Consider the following 15,934-nt stretch of genomic DNA (forward strand, 5'->3'; position numbering starts at 1 on the left):
ACCTGCTCTGCCCGGAGGCCCACCCAGCCATCCGGAACCGCCCTTGCAGAAGGAGTCTGCGTTGAGTCACACCCCCCACAGGCGTGCCACCGCGGCCGGCGCGCTCGTTGCCGCAGCAGCGCTGCTCGCCGTCGGCATACAGGCCGGCACCGCATCCGCCGACGCCACCGCGTCGCAGGCACGCAAGGCCGCCCAGCCCAACCCGGGCGCGGCCGCCGCCAATCTGAGCCCCTCCGAGCGTGCGACGCTCATCGCCGAAGCCAACTCGACCACCGTCCAGGCGGCCAAGGCCCTCGGCCTCGGCGAGCAGGAGAAGCTGGTCGTCCGCGACGTCGTCAAGGACGCCGACGGCACCACGCACACCACGTACGAGCGCACGTACGGCGGACTCCCCGTGCTCGGCGGCGACCTGACGGTCCATGCCAAGGGCGGCGTCACCAAGAGCATCACCAAGGCGACCAACCACGAGATCAAGGTCGCGGACACCACGGCCACCGTGACCCCGGTCGGCGCCGAGGGCCAGGCCGTCTCCGCGGCGAACGCCGCGGGCTCCAAGGACGCCAAGGCCTCCAAGAGCGCCCGCAAGGTGATCTGGGCCGCCGAGGGCGCCCCCGTCCTCGCCTACGAGACCGTCGTGGGCGGCCTCCAGGACGACGGCACCCCGAGCGAGCTGCACGTGGTCACCGACGCCAAGACCGGCGCGAAGATCACCCAGTGGCAGGCCATCGAGACCGGCACCGGCAACACCATGTACAGCGGCCAGGTCACGATGGGCACCTCGCAGTCGGGCAGCAACTACACGCTGACCGACGCCGGGCGCGGCGGCCACAAGACGTACGACCTCAACGGCGGCAGCTCCGGCACCGGCAGCCTCTTCACCAACACGACCGACGTGTGGGGCAACGGCGCCGCGTCCAACCGCGCGACCGCCGGTGCCGACGCGCACTACGGTGCACAGCTGACCTGGGACTACTACAAGAATGTGCACGGCCGCAACGGTCTGCGCAACGACGGTGTAGCCCCGTACAGCCGCGTCCACTACGGCAACGCGTACGTGAACGCGTTCTGGGACGACTCCTGCTTCTGCATGACGTACGGCGACGGTACGAGCAACACGCACCCGCTGACGTCCATCGACGTGGCCGCCCACGAGATGACCCACGGCCTCACCTCGGTCACCGGCAACATGACCTACAGCGGTGAGCCCGGCGGCCTGAACGAGGCGACCTCCGACATCATGGCGGCGGCCGTCGAGTTCTACGCCAACAACCCGCAGGACGTCGGAGACTACCTGGTCGGCGAGAAGATCGACATCAACGGCGACGGCACCCCGCTGCGCTACATGGACAAGCCGAGCAAGGACGGCGGCTCCAAGGACGCGTGGTACTCGGGCATCGGCAACATCGACGTCCACTACTCCTCGGGCCCGGCCAACCACGTCTTCTACCTGATGTCCGAGGGCTCCGGCGCCAAGGTCATCAACGGCGTCAGCTACAACTCGCCGACCTCCGACGGCCTCCCGGTCACCGCGATCGGCCGCGACGCCGCCGCGAAGATCTGGTTCCGCGCGCTGACGGTCGGCTACTTCAAGTCGAACACCAACTACGCGGCCGCCCGTACCGCGACCCTCCAGGCCGCCGCCGACCTGTACGGCGCCAACTCGGTCACGTACAACAACGTGGCCAACGCCTGGGCGGCCATCAACGTCGGAGCCCGGCCGCCGCAGTCCGGCGTCTCGGTCACCGCGATCGCCAACCAGACCACCCAGATCAACACCGCCGTGAGCCTCCAGGTCCAGGCGACCAGCACCAACCCGGGTGCCCTGAGCTACGCGGCGACCGGCCTCCCGGCCGGCCTGTCGATCAACTCCTCGACCGGTCTGATCTCGGGCACGGTCACCACCGCGGGCACGTCCAACGTGACCGTGACGGTGACCGACTCGGCCAACGCGAAGGGCACGGCGTCCTTCACCTGGACCGTCGGCACGTCCCAGCAGAGCGTGTTCGAGAACACGAACGACTACCAGATCGCGGACAACTCGACCGTCGAGTCCCCGATCGCCGTGACCCGCACGGGCAACGCCCCGAGCACCCTCAAGGTGGACGTGAACATCGTCCACACCTACGTCGGTGACCTCCGGGTCGACCTGGTCGCCCCCGACGGCACCGTCTACAACCTGCGCAACCGCACCGGCGGCAGCGCGGACAACATCGTCCAGAGCTTCACCGTGAACGCCTCGTCCGAGGTGGCCCAGGGCACCTGGAAGCTCCGCGTCGCGGACCTCGCCAGCCTGGACACGGGCTACATCAACAGCTGGAAGCTCACCTTCTGACCCCACCGGGCAGGTGAAGCCGACGGCTGACCCATGAAAACGCGGGGCCGTCCGGGAGAGACCCTCCCGGGCGGCCCTGTCCCATGCCGCCGTCGAGGCGGCGCGGGAGGCGGTTCCACCCGATGGGCCCGAAGTCAGCCGAGGTGCTTGAAGACGGAGCCGAACAGGCCGGGGACCTTGTGGTGGTGCTTGCGGTGCTCCCCCCGCGGGCGCTGCTGCTCGCGCCCCGGCGTGTCCATCTGCGTGCGCCGGGTGCGGCGGTCATCGTCGTCGCGCCAGTCGTCACGGACGTCGTCACGGACGTCGTCACGGACGTCGTCACGGAAGTCGTCACGGAAGTCGTCACGGAGGTCGTCACGGCGGCGGACCGGCACGAAAGTCACCGAGAGGACCGAGACGTTGTGCACCACATCGCCCGGCTGCAGCTCCCGTTCCACCCGGCCGTTACAGGCGTGGTTCGGGTACAGCAGGGCACGCGACTTTGTGTCGTTGCGCACCGACGTCGCGGGACGGCTGCGCGACGTGTCCGTCAGCTCGTAGCAGGTGTCGTTGTCCGCCGGGCGGATCTGCGCGCGCCCGTCGTTGTCGATGATGTACTCCAGCCGGCCGAGCGTGCGACCCTCGTTGTCACTGGCCAGCGACTGGCCTGCGGTGGGCAGGACGAGCGCGAGGGTGCCGAGGAGCGCTGCGGCAGTGGGGCGAAGGCGCATGGGGAGGCAGTCCGTTCTGTGGGCACTGGATGCCGGTCCGGTGACATCCAGCAGGCAGCGTAGGAGCGACCCCCCGAGCAGAAACGACTCGGCATGCGCAGCACGTTCGAAGGTTCACCCGCCCGGATCGGCGTCCTGCGCCCGTACGGTCCCTCCGCAGCCCGGCTACGCGGACGTGCGTTCGGCCGCCCGTTCGCCCGTGTCGGCCCGCCCCGCCGGGGCCGCAGCCGGAGCCTGGACGGATCCCTGGGCCCGCGCCGCCGTGCGGACCAGGACGAGCACCACCAGCGCCCCCGCCAGCCCCATCAGACCCGAGACCAGGAAGGTTTCCCGCAGCCCGCTCGCGAAGGCCTCGTCCACCAGGACCCGGGCGGCCGGCCCCGCTGCCAGCAGCTCGCCGGCCCGCCCGGAGGCCAGCGCCTCGGCCGTGCCGTGCCCTTGGCCGGAGCCGCTGAGCCCATCCGCCAGTCCGGCCTGGAAGACCGCACCGAGCACCGCGACGCCGAATGCCATTCCCAGCTGCCGCGCGGTGTTCAGGGCCCCGCCCGCCATGCCGGCCCGGGCCGGGGCCACGGCCCCCATCGCGGCGGCCGCCAGCGCCGGGGTCGCCATGCCCACCCCGATTCCGGTCACCACCAGACCCGGGACCAGGGCCGACCAGCCGTCGCCCGCGTCCGTCATCCAGGCCTGGAGCAGCGCGCCCGTCCCGATCAGCAGCAGCCCGCCGCCGATGGTCAGCCGCGCCGGGGCCCCGTGCAGCAGCCGGCCGGCCACCGCGGAGACGGCGAACGAGGAGATGCTCAGCGGCACCAGCACCAGGCCGGCGGAGACCGGGCCCATCCCCTCCGCCGACTGGAGCCAGAGGGAGACGTACATGAGGTACGAGAACGCGGCGCCGGACAGCAGCAGCGCCGCGGCCATGACGGCGACGAAGGTGCGGCTGCGGAACAGCGAGAGGTCCAGCATCGGGCGGGGGCTGCGCAGCTCGACGAGGACGAAGGCGGCGAAGGCGGCGGCGCCGAGGCCGAGCAGGCCGAGCGTCGCGGACCCGGTCCAGCCGTTCTCGCCGACCCGGATCAGGGCGTACGTGACGGCCGCGGCACCCGTGGTGAAGGCGGCCATGCCGGGCAGGTCGAGGCCCTTGGCGCGCGGGGCGCGGGACTCGGCGACCGACTTCAGGGTCACGGCCACGGCCAGCGCGCAGACGGGAAGGTTGACGAAGAAGATCCAGCGCCAGCCGAAGTGCTCGGTGAGCAGCCCGCCGATGATCGGGCCGGCCGCGGCGGCGGCGCCGTTGACCGCACCCCAGACACCGAAGGCGGTCCCGCGGTCGCGGCCCTGGTAGGCGCTGGAGAGCAGGGCCATGGTGGTGGCGAACATCGCGGCGCCGCCGATGCCCTGGACGGCGCGGAAGGCGATCAGCTCGGCCGGGCCGGTGGCCAGCCCGCAGGCGAGCGAGGCGGCGGCGAAGAGCCCGAGCCCGCCGAGGTAGACACGGCGCCGGCCGATCCGGTCGGCGAGGGAGCCGGCCCCGAGCAGCAGGGCGGCGAGGGCCAGGGCGTAGACGTCCACGACCCACTGGAGGCCGGCGAAGCCGCCGAGGGAAGAGCCGGAGGCCATGTCGGCGGCCATGCCGGGCAGGGCGACCATCACGATCGTGACGTCGACCAGGAGCATGAACGCCCCGAGGCACACCGCGGTCAGCGGGAGCCATTTACGCATGTGGGTACTCCTCTGGACCCGAAGGCCCGGCAGGGGGTTGGCGGTGGCTCCAACCTCTCAGCCGCGCGGCAGATCCCGCACCCGCGCACCCCTTCCCGGCGGATTTCACCCATGGTGGGCCCTGCAATGATGGAAACCATGACCACCTCCGCGAAACCGAGCACCGGCCACGGCTCGGGCCCCGGCTCCGGCCCCGTGCAGCCGGACCTCCTCGACCAGGCGCTGATACAGGCCCTGATGATCGACGGCCGGGCCCCCTTCAGCCGGATCGCCGAGGTGCTGGAGGTCTCCGACCAGACGGTGGTGCGCCGCTACCGCCGGCTGCGGACCACGGGCCTGATCCGGGTGGTCGGCCTGCCGCTGGGCAGCCGCGTCGGGCTGTTCGAGTCCTGGCTGCGGGTACAGTGCGCGCCCGACGCCGCGCTCGCGGTGGGCGAGGCGCTGGCCCGGCGGCCGGACATCTCCTGGGTGAAACTCGGCTCGGGCGGAACCGAGATCAACTGCCTGACCAAGGCCCGCACCCGGCAGGACCGCGACGGCCTGCTGCTGGACAAACTCCCGCGCACCCGCCGGGTGACCGGGGTCAGCGCCCAGACCATCCTGCGGGTGTACCGCGGGGGCCCGACGCAGTGGTGCGGTCTGGACACCCTGCGGCCCGAGCAGGTCGCGGCGCTGGCGCGGCCCCCGGCGGTGCACGGGCACGAGCGGTACACGCTGGACGAGGCCGAGCTCGCGCTGCTGGCGGTGCTCGGTCACGACGGCCGGGCCGGCTATCCGGAGCTGGCCCGCGCCTCCGGCCTGTCGGAGTCCACGGCGCGCCGGAGGCTGGAACGGCTGCGGGAGCTGCGGGCGCTGTACTTCGACGTGGAGCTCGTGCCGTCGGCCCTGGGCTTCGAGGCGGAGGCGACGCTGATGCTGACCGCGGCGCCGGCCCGGCTGGCGGAGGTGGGCGCCGCGCTCGCCGGCCACCCGGAAGTGCCGTTCGCGGCCGCGGTGACCGGCACGGCCAACCTGATGGCCGCGGTGGTGTGCCGGGACACCGACGCGCTGTACACGTACCTGACCGAGCGGATCGGCGCGGTGCCCGGCATCCAGCACGTGGAGGTGATCCCGACCCTGCGCAACATCAAGCGGGCCGGGATGCTGGTGGAGGGCGGGCGGCTGGTGGACCCGCCGCCCGCCCCCTGAACCGGCGCAGCGCCTAGCGCAGGAGCACGCCGCCCCCCGCGCCCGCGTCACCGGCCGCGTCGGTGTCCACCGGGGCCGCGACCAGGCCCAGTTCGGCCGGTGTCGCGAGCATCGGGTGCGCCGGCAGGATCCGCACGGTGTAGCCGTAGGGCCCCGTGCGGTCGAGGGCGAGCGGGCCCTCGTACATCCAGCGCCCCTCCAGGTCCGGCCCGGCGGCCGGCTTGAGCGGGAAGGTCCGCCCGTCGCGGATCACGTCCTGCGGATCCACCCGGCCGGCGACGGCCTGCACCTCCACGTCCTCGGGGGTGAGCGCGTCCAGCGCCACCCGCACCCGCAGCGTGAGGGTGGCCCCGAGTTCGGCGGTGCCGTTCACGGGAGCCGCGGCCAGCGCCTCCACGTGCTCGACGGCCACCCGCGGCCAGGCCGCCCGGACCCGGCCCTTCCACCAGGCCAGGTCGCGTGCCGCGTCCGCGTTCAGGGCCCGGTGGGCGCGCGCGGCCGGCGCGTACAGCCGCTCCACGTACTCCCGCACCATCCGTCCCGCGAGCACCTTGGGGCCGAGCGAGACGAGGGTGCGCCGGACCATCTCGATCCACCGCACGGGCAGTCCGCTGCGGCCCACCCGGTCGTAGAACCGCGGTGCGACCCGGCCCTCGATCAGGTCGTAGAGGGCATTGGCCTCCAGGTCGTCGCGCCGGTCCTCGTCCGTCCCGAGCCCGTCGGCCGTCGGGATGGCCCAGCCGAAGTCCGGCTCGAACCACTCGTCCCACCAGCCGTCCAGCACGGACAGGTTGAGGCAGCCGTTGAGCGCCGCCTTCATCCCGCTGGTCCCGCAGGCCTCCAGCGGCCGCAGCGGGTTGTTCAGCCAGACGTCGCAGCCCGGGTAGAGCTTCTGCGCCATCGCCATGCCGTAGTCGGGCAGGAAGACGATCCGGTGCCGCACCCTCGGGTCGTCCGAGAACCGCACCAGCTCCTGCACGAGCCGCTTGCCCCCGTCGTCGGCAGGGTGCGCCTTGCCCGCGACAACGATCTGCACGGGCCGGTCCGGGTCGAGCAGCAGCCTGCGCAGCCGGTCGGGGTCGCGCAGCATCAGCGTGAGCCGCTTGTACGAGGGCACGCGCCGGGCGAACCCGATGGTGAGCACGTCCGGGTCGAGCACGGAGTCCACCCAGCCGAGTTCGGCGTCCGCGGCCCCGCGCTGGAGCCACGAGGCCCGCAGCCGGTCTCGCACCTCCTGCACCAGCTGTTCGCGCAGGACGCGCCGCAGGTCCCAGATGTCCTGGTCGGCGATGTCGGCGACGGCGTCCCAGCGTTCGGAGCCGCCCACCGACAGCGCGTCCTCGGTCCGCCCGGCGCCGATCTGGCGGACCCCGAGGCGGACGACCTCGGGGGCCACCCACGTCGGGGCGTGCACGCCGTTGGTCACGGAGGTGATGGGCACGTCGGCCGGATCGAAGCCCGGCCACAGCCCGGCGAACATGCCGCGGCTGACCGCCCCGTGCAGGGTCGAGACGCCGTTGGCCCGCTGGGCCAGGCGCAGCCCCATCACCGCCATGTTGAACACCCCGGGGTCACCCCCGGGATAGGACTCGGCACCCAGTTCCAGGATCCCGTCGACCGGCAGGCCGGCCAGCTCGGCGCCGGGCCCGAAGTGCCGGGCGACCAGGTCCCGCTCGAAGCGGTCGATGCCGGCGGGCACCGGCGTGTGCGTGGTGAACACGGTCCCGGCGCGCACGGCCTCGACGGAGGCGTCGAAGCCGAGCCCCTGCTCCCCTTCCAGTTCCCTTATGCGTTCCAGCCCGAGGAAGCCGGCGTGCCCCTCGTTCGTGTGGAACACCTCGGGGTCGGGATGCCCGGTGATCCGGCAGTACGTGCGCACCGCGCGCACGCCTCCGATGCCGAGCAGCATCTCCTGGAGGAGACGGTGGTCGCTGCCGCCTCCGTAGAGCCGGTCGGTCACCTCCCGGGCGCCGGCGTCGTTGTCCTCGACGTCGGAGTCCAGGAGCAGCAGCGGCACCCGGCCGACGCGGGCCTGCCAGATGTGCGCGTGCAGGGCCCGGCCGCCGGGCAGGCTCAGGGACACCCGGGCAGGTGCCCCTTCGGCGTCCCGCAGCAGGGAGACGGGGAGTTCGTTGGGGTCGAGGACGGGATAGTGCTCCTGCTGCCAGCCGTCGCGGGAGAGCGACTGGCGGAAGTAGCCGTGCCGGTAGAGCAGTCCCACGCCGATGAGGGGGACGCCGAGGTCGCTTGCGGCCTTGAGGTGGTCCCCGGCGAGGATCCCGAGCCCGCCGGAGTACTGCGGCAGGGCTGCGGTGATCCCGAACTCGGGGGAGAAGTAGGCGATCCCGGCGGGGAGCCCGGCGCCCTCCTCGTGGCTCTGGTACCACCTCCCGCCGTGGACGTAGTCGTCGAGGTCGGCGGCGACGACGGCGAGCCGCCGCAGGAACCGCCGGTCTCCGGCCAGTTCTTCGAGCCGGTGGGCGGAGACGGCGCCGAGCAGCCGGACGGGATCGCCGCCGGCGGCCTGCCAGCCCTCGGGGTCGACAGACTGGAAGAGTTCGCGGGTCTCGGCATGCCAGGACCAGCGCAGATTGCGCGCGAGGTCGGCGAGCGGGAGCAGGGGTTCCGGGAGGACAGGGCGTACGGTGAATCGACGGATAGCCTTCACGCGTTCCACCTTCGCAGGCAATGGCGGACAGGAGGGGCCGCACCACGCTGTGCGCCCGTGCATCACCCCGGGAAGGCTAGCCTCACCACGCCCCACCCGGCCATGGCGCCTCGGCCGCCGCCGCCCCGGGAGCCGCCGGACGCCGCCGCCCCGGACACCGCGTGCACTGCACGGGCGGCCGGGGCGGCGGTGTGTTTTCGCGGGGCGGTCAGGGCTGGGTGAAGTAGCCGAGCAGGTCGGTGATCACATGGGTGCTGCCGCCCCAGCTGTTCCAGACGGTGACGCGGCCGTCGGCGACGGGTGTGGTGACGTGGTTGGGGACGGTGTCCCCGGGGCGGGTGTTCAGGCTGCTGGCCTCCGGGCGCCCGGTGCCGTACCCGTACACGGTGAGGAACCCGGGGCCGGTGGACTCGGTCGCGGTGACGTTCAGCACGGCTCCGACGGCTCCCGAGGGCAGGCCCGCGACGGTCGTCGTGGCACCGGGGGCGAGCTTGCCGGTGGTGCGGGTGTCGGCCAGGCGTCGGGGCACGGCCGGGGTGAACAGGGCCTTGCCGCTCTTGCCGTACCAGCCGACCGCGTCCAGGACCAGGTGGGTGGAGCCGGTGTTGGTGTAGAGGGTGACGGTGCCGTCCGGGCCGACGGGGACGATCGCCTGGTTCGACTTGTCCTTGCCGGGCTCCGGGTTGAGGTTCGAGGTGGCGGGCCGGTTCGCCGGGTCGGGGTAGGCGATGACGTGCGCGCTCTCGGTGGCGCCGGTGCTGGTCAGGTTGAGGGCGACGGCGGTGGCGTCGGCGGGGATGCCGCCCACGCCGGCGACCTTGACGGTACGCGTCTGCCCGCCGCCCAGCGCGCCGTCGGCGGTACGGGTGTCGGCGAGACGGGTCGGGGTGAGCGGGGTGAAGCGCTGTCCTGCGCCCGGCTGGTAGTAGCCGATGAAGTCGACGACGAGCGCTGCCTGGCCCGAGCCCAGCGCGGCCTGGACCCTGCCGTCGGCTCCCACGGGGACGGTGACCGTGTTGGAGGAGGTGCCTCCTGCACGGACGTTGACGTTCGAGGTGGCCGGGCGCGCCTGGCCGGAGGGCCACACGGTCAGGTGGGTGTCCTCGCGGGCTTCGGTGACGGTCACGTTGAGGACGACCGCAGCCATGGCGCTGGAGAGGCTGTGCCCTGGGATCCTGTTGCCGACCGGCAGGTCCACGGCGGTGGGGGCGCTCGTGACGGGGGTGGGGGTGGTGCGGGTGTCCAGCAGGCGGAACGGTGCGCCGGCGACGTAGCCGGACGGCGCGTAGTCGACCTTCACGCTGCGGTTGGCGGTGGAGGTGGCGTTCCGGGAATCGTGGACGGTGAGCGTCACTTCGTACTCGCCGGGGCTGGCGTAGCTGTGCGTGGTGCCCGACAGATGGTCGGAATGCTCGGTCGCGCCGTCACCGTAGTCGATGTCCATGCCGGTCACGGGCCACGGCGTCGCGGTGGCCGCCGGATCGACGCGGACGGTCAGCGGGGCGGGATTGTCGGTGTGACCGTCACCGGTCGCCGGCACCGGCTCGGCGGTGAAGGCGGCGGTGAGCGGACCGGCAGCCGTGACCTTGGCCTGCTGTTCGGTGGAGACCCTGGTCCCGACGCCGTTGACCGCCGTCACCTTGACCGTGCACGCGCACGGCGAGCCGTAGACGTGCGTGGCGGTGCCGTGGTCGGCGTCGCCCTGGCGGGTGACGACCGGGGCAGTGCCGTCGCCGAAGTCCACCTCGTAGGCCATCGCGGTGGGCCACAGGCTGTCCGACGCGGCTTGCACCTCCACCGTGGTGCCGACCGGTGCCCAGGGGTGGTCGATCACCATCGACACCTTGCCGAGACGGTCCTGGGTCTCGAAGGCGCCGCGGTCCAGGTACCCGCCGTCCTTGCCGGTGTTGGGGACGCGCGGGTCGTCGGCGGTCGGGGATCCGCCGATGTCGGTCGGCAGTACGCCCGGCGCCGTCGGGTCGGCGGAGTCGACGGTGGGGGATCCGCTCGTCTGGTTGACCCCGTCGGCCGACGCGGTCAGGATGTCGTGCCCGCCCTGGCCGGTGGCGGCGCGGAAGGCCGCCGGAGTCTGGTAACCGGTGCCCGACCAGTTGTAGGCGGCCACCAGTGCGGCATGACCGGTGATCAGGTTGTAGTCGGCGCGGGTGCCCTCCGCCGCGGTCTGTGACACGGAGATGCCGGCCCGCGGTTCGGCCGATGTGCACTGGGAGGAGGTGGACTCGGTGAAGAGCACGTTGTTGAACAGCCCGGAGCCGGCCGAGGCGCCGCTGACGGAGAGGGACGCCGCACAGTAGCCGGCGACCGAGTTGTTGGTGACGACCGTGCCGGGTGCGTCCACCACGGTGACCGCCGGCGCCGAGGTGCCGCCGATCAGGTTGCGGCTGAGGACGGTGCCGCGGGAACCGCCTTCGATCCGGGCCCCCGACAGCCGGCTCCGGGTGACGCGCACGTCCGTGCTTGTCTCGTCGACGACGACGGATTCGAGCCGGCCCCGAGAGCTGGTGATCCGGTCCAACTCGACGTCCGCGGAGCGGGCGGCCCGGACACCCCCGCGGGTGATCAGCTTGTGGACCACCACGTGGCCGGCGCCGCTGATGGTCAGCCCCTTCGAGAGCTCGGCCGCACGGAAGTTCTCGTCCGACTCCCCGACGAAGGCGATCGGCCTGCCCGGCTCCCCGGAGCGGTCGATGACGACGGCCTCGTCGTACGCCCTGCCCCCCTTGATCCTCACGGTCTGGCCCGGCTGCACGGCCTTGGCCGCCGCGGAGACCGTACAGAACGGGGCTGCCTGTGCGCCTGCTCCGGCGTCGGAGCAGTTGGCGTCAAGGTTGTTGACGTACAGCGCGGTCGGCGTACCGGCAGCCGCAGCGGCCGGAACACCGAGAAGGGTGACGAGGCCCGCAGTGAGCAGGGCCGCCGTACGAGTGGGACGCAACGGGAAGGTTCCTTCGAGAAAGGCGACGCGGATTCAGGACATTCCGGCACTGCACGAGGGGCTGGAAATCCGGTTGCCCGGAGCATGTCAATCCGCTGAGACAGGGCCATGATCCCCCCTTCCGGGGGTTTCTGTCACTCCGGATAATTCGCCCTCACCGCCCCAAATCCCAGCTCACATTTGGTGCTTGCGGTGCCGGTGGGACAGGGGTGGCTGGACGTACATCCAGTAGTCCCAACCGACTTGACGGAGCCTCGGCGGATGTCGACCAAGGACTTGGTCTGGGCCGTGCGACTACGTACGAGTAGTTAACCAAGCGCACTGATTGGGCGGGGCGAGAGTGGGAAGGGCTCCCCGCGTACACGCACGGCACCCCCGCCCCACCACCTCTCCCGCCACCCGAGTGAACGCGGACAGGAGCGGCCATGCCCGCAGCCCAGCCGTCTTCCGAGCGGCTAGAAACAGAGCGAACAGAGCGTGCACGACCAGCCGGTGCTCCGGCTGGGCTGTTGTCACCGAGCCCCGCGAACTGCCCCCAGGTGATCCCATCATGATCGGTCGCATTCCCGTGCTGGACGTCCGCCCCGCCGTCGACTGCGGGGCCAGACCCGCGAAGGCGGTGGTGGACGAGGTCTTCGAGATCTCGGCCACCGTGTTCCGCGAAGGCCACGACGCCGTCGCCGCCCATGTCGTGCTCCGCGATCCGAGCGGGCGGCTGCGGCCCCCCGTGCCGATGCGCGAGCTGGCGCCCGGCACCGACCGGTGGGGCGCCCGGGTCTCCGCCGGGGCGGAGGGGAGGTGGACGTACACCGTCGAGGCGTGGAGCGACCCGGTCGGCACCTGGCAGGCCCACGCCGCCATCAAGATCCCCGCGGACATCGACGCCGGACTCACCCTGCTCGAAGGCGCGGAGCTCTACGAACGGGCCGGCTCCCGGATCCCGAAGAAGGACGGGCGCGAGCACGTGATGGCCGCGGCCGCCGCGATGCGCGACGAGGACCGCACGGTGGCGCTGCGCTACTCCGCCGCCCTCGCGTCCCCGGTCCTGGCCGCCCTCGCCCGGCGCCCGTACCGGGAGCTGGTCACCGCCTCCAAGGCCCTGCCGCTGGTCGTGGAGCGCAAGCGGGCCCTCTTCGGCTCCTGGTACGAGATGTTCCCCCGTTCCGAGGGCGCCGTCGTCGAGCCCGGCGAGCAGCCCGTGAGCGGCACCTTCCGCACCGCCGCCGAGCGGCTGCCGGCCATCGCCGCGATGGGCTTCGACGTGGTGTACCTGCCACCGATCCACCCCATCGGGAGTACGTACCGCAAGGGACCGAACAACACTCTTTCGGCTGGAAGTTGGGACCCCGGTGTGCCGTGGGCCATCGGCTCCACGGAGGGCGGCCACGACGCCGTCCACCCCGACCTCGGCACGATCGAGGACTTCGACGCCTTCGTCGCCCGCGCCCGCGAGCTGCGCATGGAGATCGCGCTCGACTTCGCGCTCCAGTGCTCCCCGGACCACCCCTGGGTGGAGAAGCACCCCGAGTGGTTCCGCCACCGGGCCGACGGGACGATCGCGTACGCCGAGAACCCGCCGAAGAAGTACCAGGACATCTACCCGATCCACTTCGACACCGACATGGCCGGGCTCGTCGAGGAGACGGTCCGCATCCTGCGGTACTGGATGGACCACGGCGTCCGCATCTTCCGGGTGGACAACCCGCACACCAAGCCGGTCGTCTTCTGGCAGAAGGTGATCGCGGACATCAACAAGTCCGATCCCGACGTGATCTTCCTGGCGGAGGCCTTCACCCGGCCCGCCATGATGCGCACGCTCGCCGCCATCGGATTCCAGCAGTCGTACACGTACTTCACCTGGCGCAACACGAAGGCCGAGCTGACCGAGTACCTGACCGAGCTCTCGGGCACCGGTTCCGCCGCCGTCATGCGGCCGAATTTCTTCGTCAATACGCCCGACATCCTCCACGAGTACCTCCAGCGGGGCGGCCGTACGGCCTTCGAGGTGCGTGCCGTCCTGGCCGCCACCCTCTCCCCCACCTGGGGCGTCTACGCCGGCTACGAGCTGTGCGAGAACACCCCGGTCCGAGAGGGCGGCGAGGAGTACCTGAACTCCGAGAAGTACGAGTTCCGGCCGCGCGACTGGGCGTCCGCGGACCGCGAGGGCCGCACCATCGCCCCGCTGATCACCGCTCTGAACCGGATGCGCCGCCGCAACCCGGCCCTTCAGCAGTTGCGCGACATCCATTTCCACACGACCGACAACGACCAGGTGATCGCCTATTCGAAGCACGCGGGCGCCAATTCCGTACTGGTGGTCGTCAACCTCGATCCGCACCACACCCAGGAGGCGACGGTCTCGTTGGACATGCCGGTACTCGGCCTCGACTGGCACGGGTCCCTCGCGGTGCGCGACGAGCTCACCGGCGAGACCTACCACTGGGGCAGGGCCAACTACGTGCGCCTGGAACCGGGCCGAGCGCCCGCGCACGTACTGGCGGCTCTGCGACCGTCCCCGCCCACCGGAGGGTCACCCACCACATGATGATCAACGATCCCGTCCACGACACGTTCGAAGACACCCCCGCGAAGGACCGCGACCCCGACTGGTTCAAGCGGGCGGTCTTCTACGAGGTGCTCGTCCGGTCCTTCCACGACAGCAACGGCGACGGCGTAGGAGACCTGAAGGGACTCACCGCCAAGCTCGACTACCTCCAGTGGCTGGGCGTCGACTGCCTCTGGCTGCCGCCGTTCTTCGCCTCGCCGCTCCGCGACGGGGGCTACGACGTCGCCGACTACACCTCCGTGCTCCCCGAGTTCGGCGACCTCGCCGACTTCGTGGAGTTCGTGGACGCCGCGCACCACCGCGGCATGCGGGTGATCATCGACTTCGTCATGAACCACACGAGCGACCAGCACGAGTGGTTCCAGCAGTCCCGCAAGGATCCGGACGGTCCGTACGGGGACTACTACATGTGGGCCGACAACGACAAGCAGTACCAGGACGCCCGCATCATCTTCATCGACACCGAGACCTCGAACTGGACGTACGACCCGGTCCGCAAGCAGTACTACTGGCACCGGTTCTTCTCGCACCAGCCCGACCTCAACTACGAGAACCCGGCCGTGGTGGAGGAGATCGTCTCCGCCCTCCGCTTCTGGCTGGACCTCGGCATCGACGGGTTCAGACTCGACGCGGTGCCCTACCTGTACGCCGAGGAGGGCACCAACTGCGAGAACCTGCCGCGCACCCACCAGCTCCTCAAGCGGGTCCGCGCCGAGATCGACGCGCACTACCCCGACACCGTGCTGCTCGCCGAGGCCAACCAGTGGCCCGAGGACGTCGTCGACTACTTCGGCGACTTCGAGAAGGGCGGGGACGAGTGCCACATGGCGTTCCACTTCCCCGTCATGCCGCGCATCTTCATGGCGGTGCGAAGAGAGTCGCGCTACCCCGTCTCCGAAATCCTGGCCAAGACGCCGGCGATCCCGCACCGCTGCCAGTGGGGCATCTTCCTGCGCAACCACGACGAGCTCACCCTCGAAATGGTCACCGACGAAGAGCGCGACTACATGTACGCCGAGTACGCCAAGGACCCGCGGATGCGGGCCAACATCGGCATCCGGCGCCGGCTCGCCCCGCTCCTCGACAACGACCGCAACCAGATGGAGCTGTTCACCGCCCTGCTGCTGTCGCTGCCCGGCTCGCCGGTGCTCTACTACGGCGACGAGATCGGCATGGGCGACAACATCTGGCTCGGCGACCGCGACGGCGTCCGCACGCCCATGCAGTGGACCCCGGACCGCAACGCCGGTTTCTCCTCCTGCGATCCGGGCAGGCTGAACCTGCCGGTCATCATGGACCCGGTCCACGGGTACCAGGTCACCAATGTCGAGGCCGCGATGGCATCGCCCTCCTCACTGCTGCACTGGACCCGCAGGCTGATCGAGATCCGCAAGGCGAACCCCGCCTTCGGACTCGGCTCGTACACCGAACTGCCCTCGTCCAACCCGGCGGTGCTCGCCTTCCTGCGCGAGTACGGGGACGACCTGGTGCTGTGCGTGCACAACTTCTCCCGCTTCGCGCAGCCCACCGAGCTGGACCTGAGGTCGTTCAACGGGCGGGTCCCGGTGGAGCTCACGGGCGATGTGCGCTTCCCGCCGATCGGTGAATGGCCGTACCTGCTCACGATCGCGGGGCACGGCTTCTACTGGTTCCGCCTGCGCAACGAGTAGGCGCGCAGCGGCACACCGCCGATGAAGCGGTACGGGGCGGGCATGCGAATGGGTCAATCGCCCGCCCCTGTACGGATCACCTTGACCCGACACTTGCCCATCACCGGACAGCAACCCTCGCC

Annotated in this window: 8 protein-coding genes; 4 read left to right on the forward strand and 4 right to left on the reverse strand. The window is 71.4% G+C overall.

Annotation, left to right across the window (positions count from 1 at the left end):
* The first annotated feature begins 61 nt into the window (after positions 1-61).
* Positions 62-2,332 (forward strand): M4 family metallopeptidase, encoded by a 2,271-nt coding sequence (locus tag ABTY04_RS18330; protein WP_352214367.1) that lies wholly within the window; start codon positions 62-64, stop codon positions 2,330-2,332.
* A 134-nt stretch (positions 2,333-2,466) separates the two neighbouring features.
* Here the strand turns inward: ABTY04_RS18330 and ABTY04_RS18335 are convergent, their stop codons facing one another.
* On the reverse strand, positions 2,467-3,042 hold the full coding sequence (locus ABTY04_RS18335) for a hypothetical protein (RefSeq protein ID WP_352214368.1): 576 nt from the start codon (positions 3,040-3,042) through the stop codon (positions 2,467-2,469).
* Positions 3,043-3,207: 165 nt separating this feature from the next.
* Positions 3,208-4,764 (reverse strand): MFS transporter, encoded by a 1,557-nt coding sequence (locus ABTY04_RS18340; protein WP_352214369.1) that lies wholly within the window; start codon positions 4,762-4,764, stop codon positions 3,208-3,210.
* A 138-nt stretch (positions 4,765-4,902) separates the two neighbouring features.
* Here ABTY04_RS18340 and ABTY04_RS18345 point away from each other — a divergent pair, with 138 nt between their 5' ends.
* Positions 4,903-5,952, forward strand: coding sequence for an Lrp/AsnC family transcriptional regulator (locus ABTY04_RS18345; RefSeq protein ID WP_352214370.1), 1,050 nt, complete (start codon positions 4,903-4,905; stop codon positions 5,950-5,952).
* A 13-nt stretch (positions 5,953-5,965) separates the two neighbouring features.
* On the opposite strand, the gene glgP is transcribed toward ABTY04_RS18345, so the two are convergent.
* Positions 5,966-8,620: an alpha-glucan family phosphorylase gene (gene glgP, locus ABTY04_RS18350; RefSeq protein ID WP_352214371.1), complete on the reverse strand. Its 2,655-nt coding sequence runs from the start codon at positions 8,618-8,620 to the stop codon at positions 5,966-5,968.
* Positions 8,621-8,828: 208 nt separating this feature from the next.
* Complete coding sequence (locus ABTY04_RS18355; RefSeq protein ID WP_352214372.1) at positions 8,829-11,576, reverse strand: PKD domain-containing protein; 2,748 nt, start codon at positions 11,574-11,576, stop codon at positions 8,829-8,831.
* A 550-nt stretch (positions 11,577-12,126) separates the two neighbouring features.
* Here ABTY04_RS18355 and ABTY04_RS18360 point away from each other — a divergent pair.
* Together ABTY04_RS18360 and treS are read left to right on the forward strand one after the other, a co-directional pair.
* Positions 12,127-14,121: an alpha-1,4-glucan--maltose-1-phosphate maltosyltransferase gene (locus ABTY04_RS18360; protein WP_352214373.1), complete on the forward strand. Its 1,995-nt coding sequence runs from the start codon at positions 12,127-12,129 to the stop codon at positions 14,119-14,121.
* A complete protein-coding gene (gene treS, locus ABTY04_RS18365) occupies positions 14,118-15,812 on the forward strand; it encodes a maltose alpha-D-glucosyltransferase (RefSeq protein WP_352214374.1) in 1,695 nt (564 codons plus the stop codon). The genes ABTY04_RS18360 and treS overlap by 4 nt, the downstream gene beginning before the upstream one ends.
* The last annotated feature ends 122 nt before the right edge of the window (positions 15,813-15,934 follow it).

Origin of the sequence: Streptomyces sp. NPDC097981 (assembly GCF_040302565.1) — a bacterium.
Taxonomy (GTDB): Bacteria; Actinomycetota; Actinomycetes; order Streptomycetales; family Streptomycetaceae; genus Streptomyces.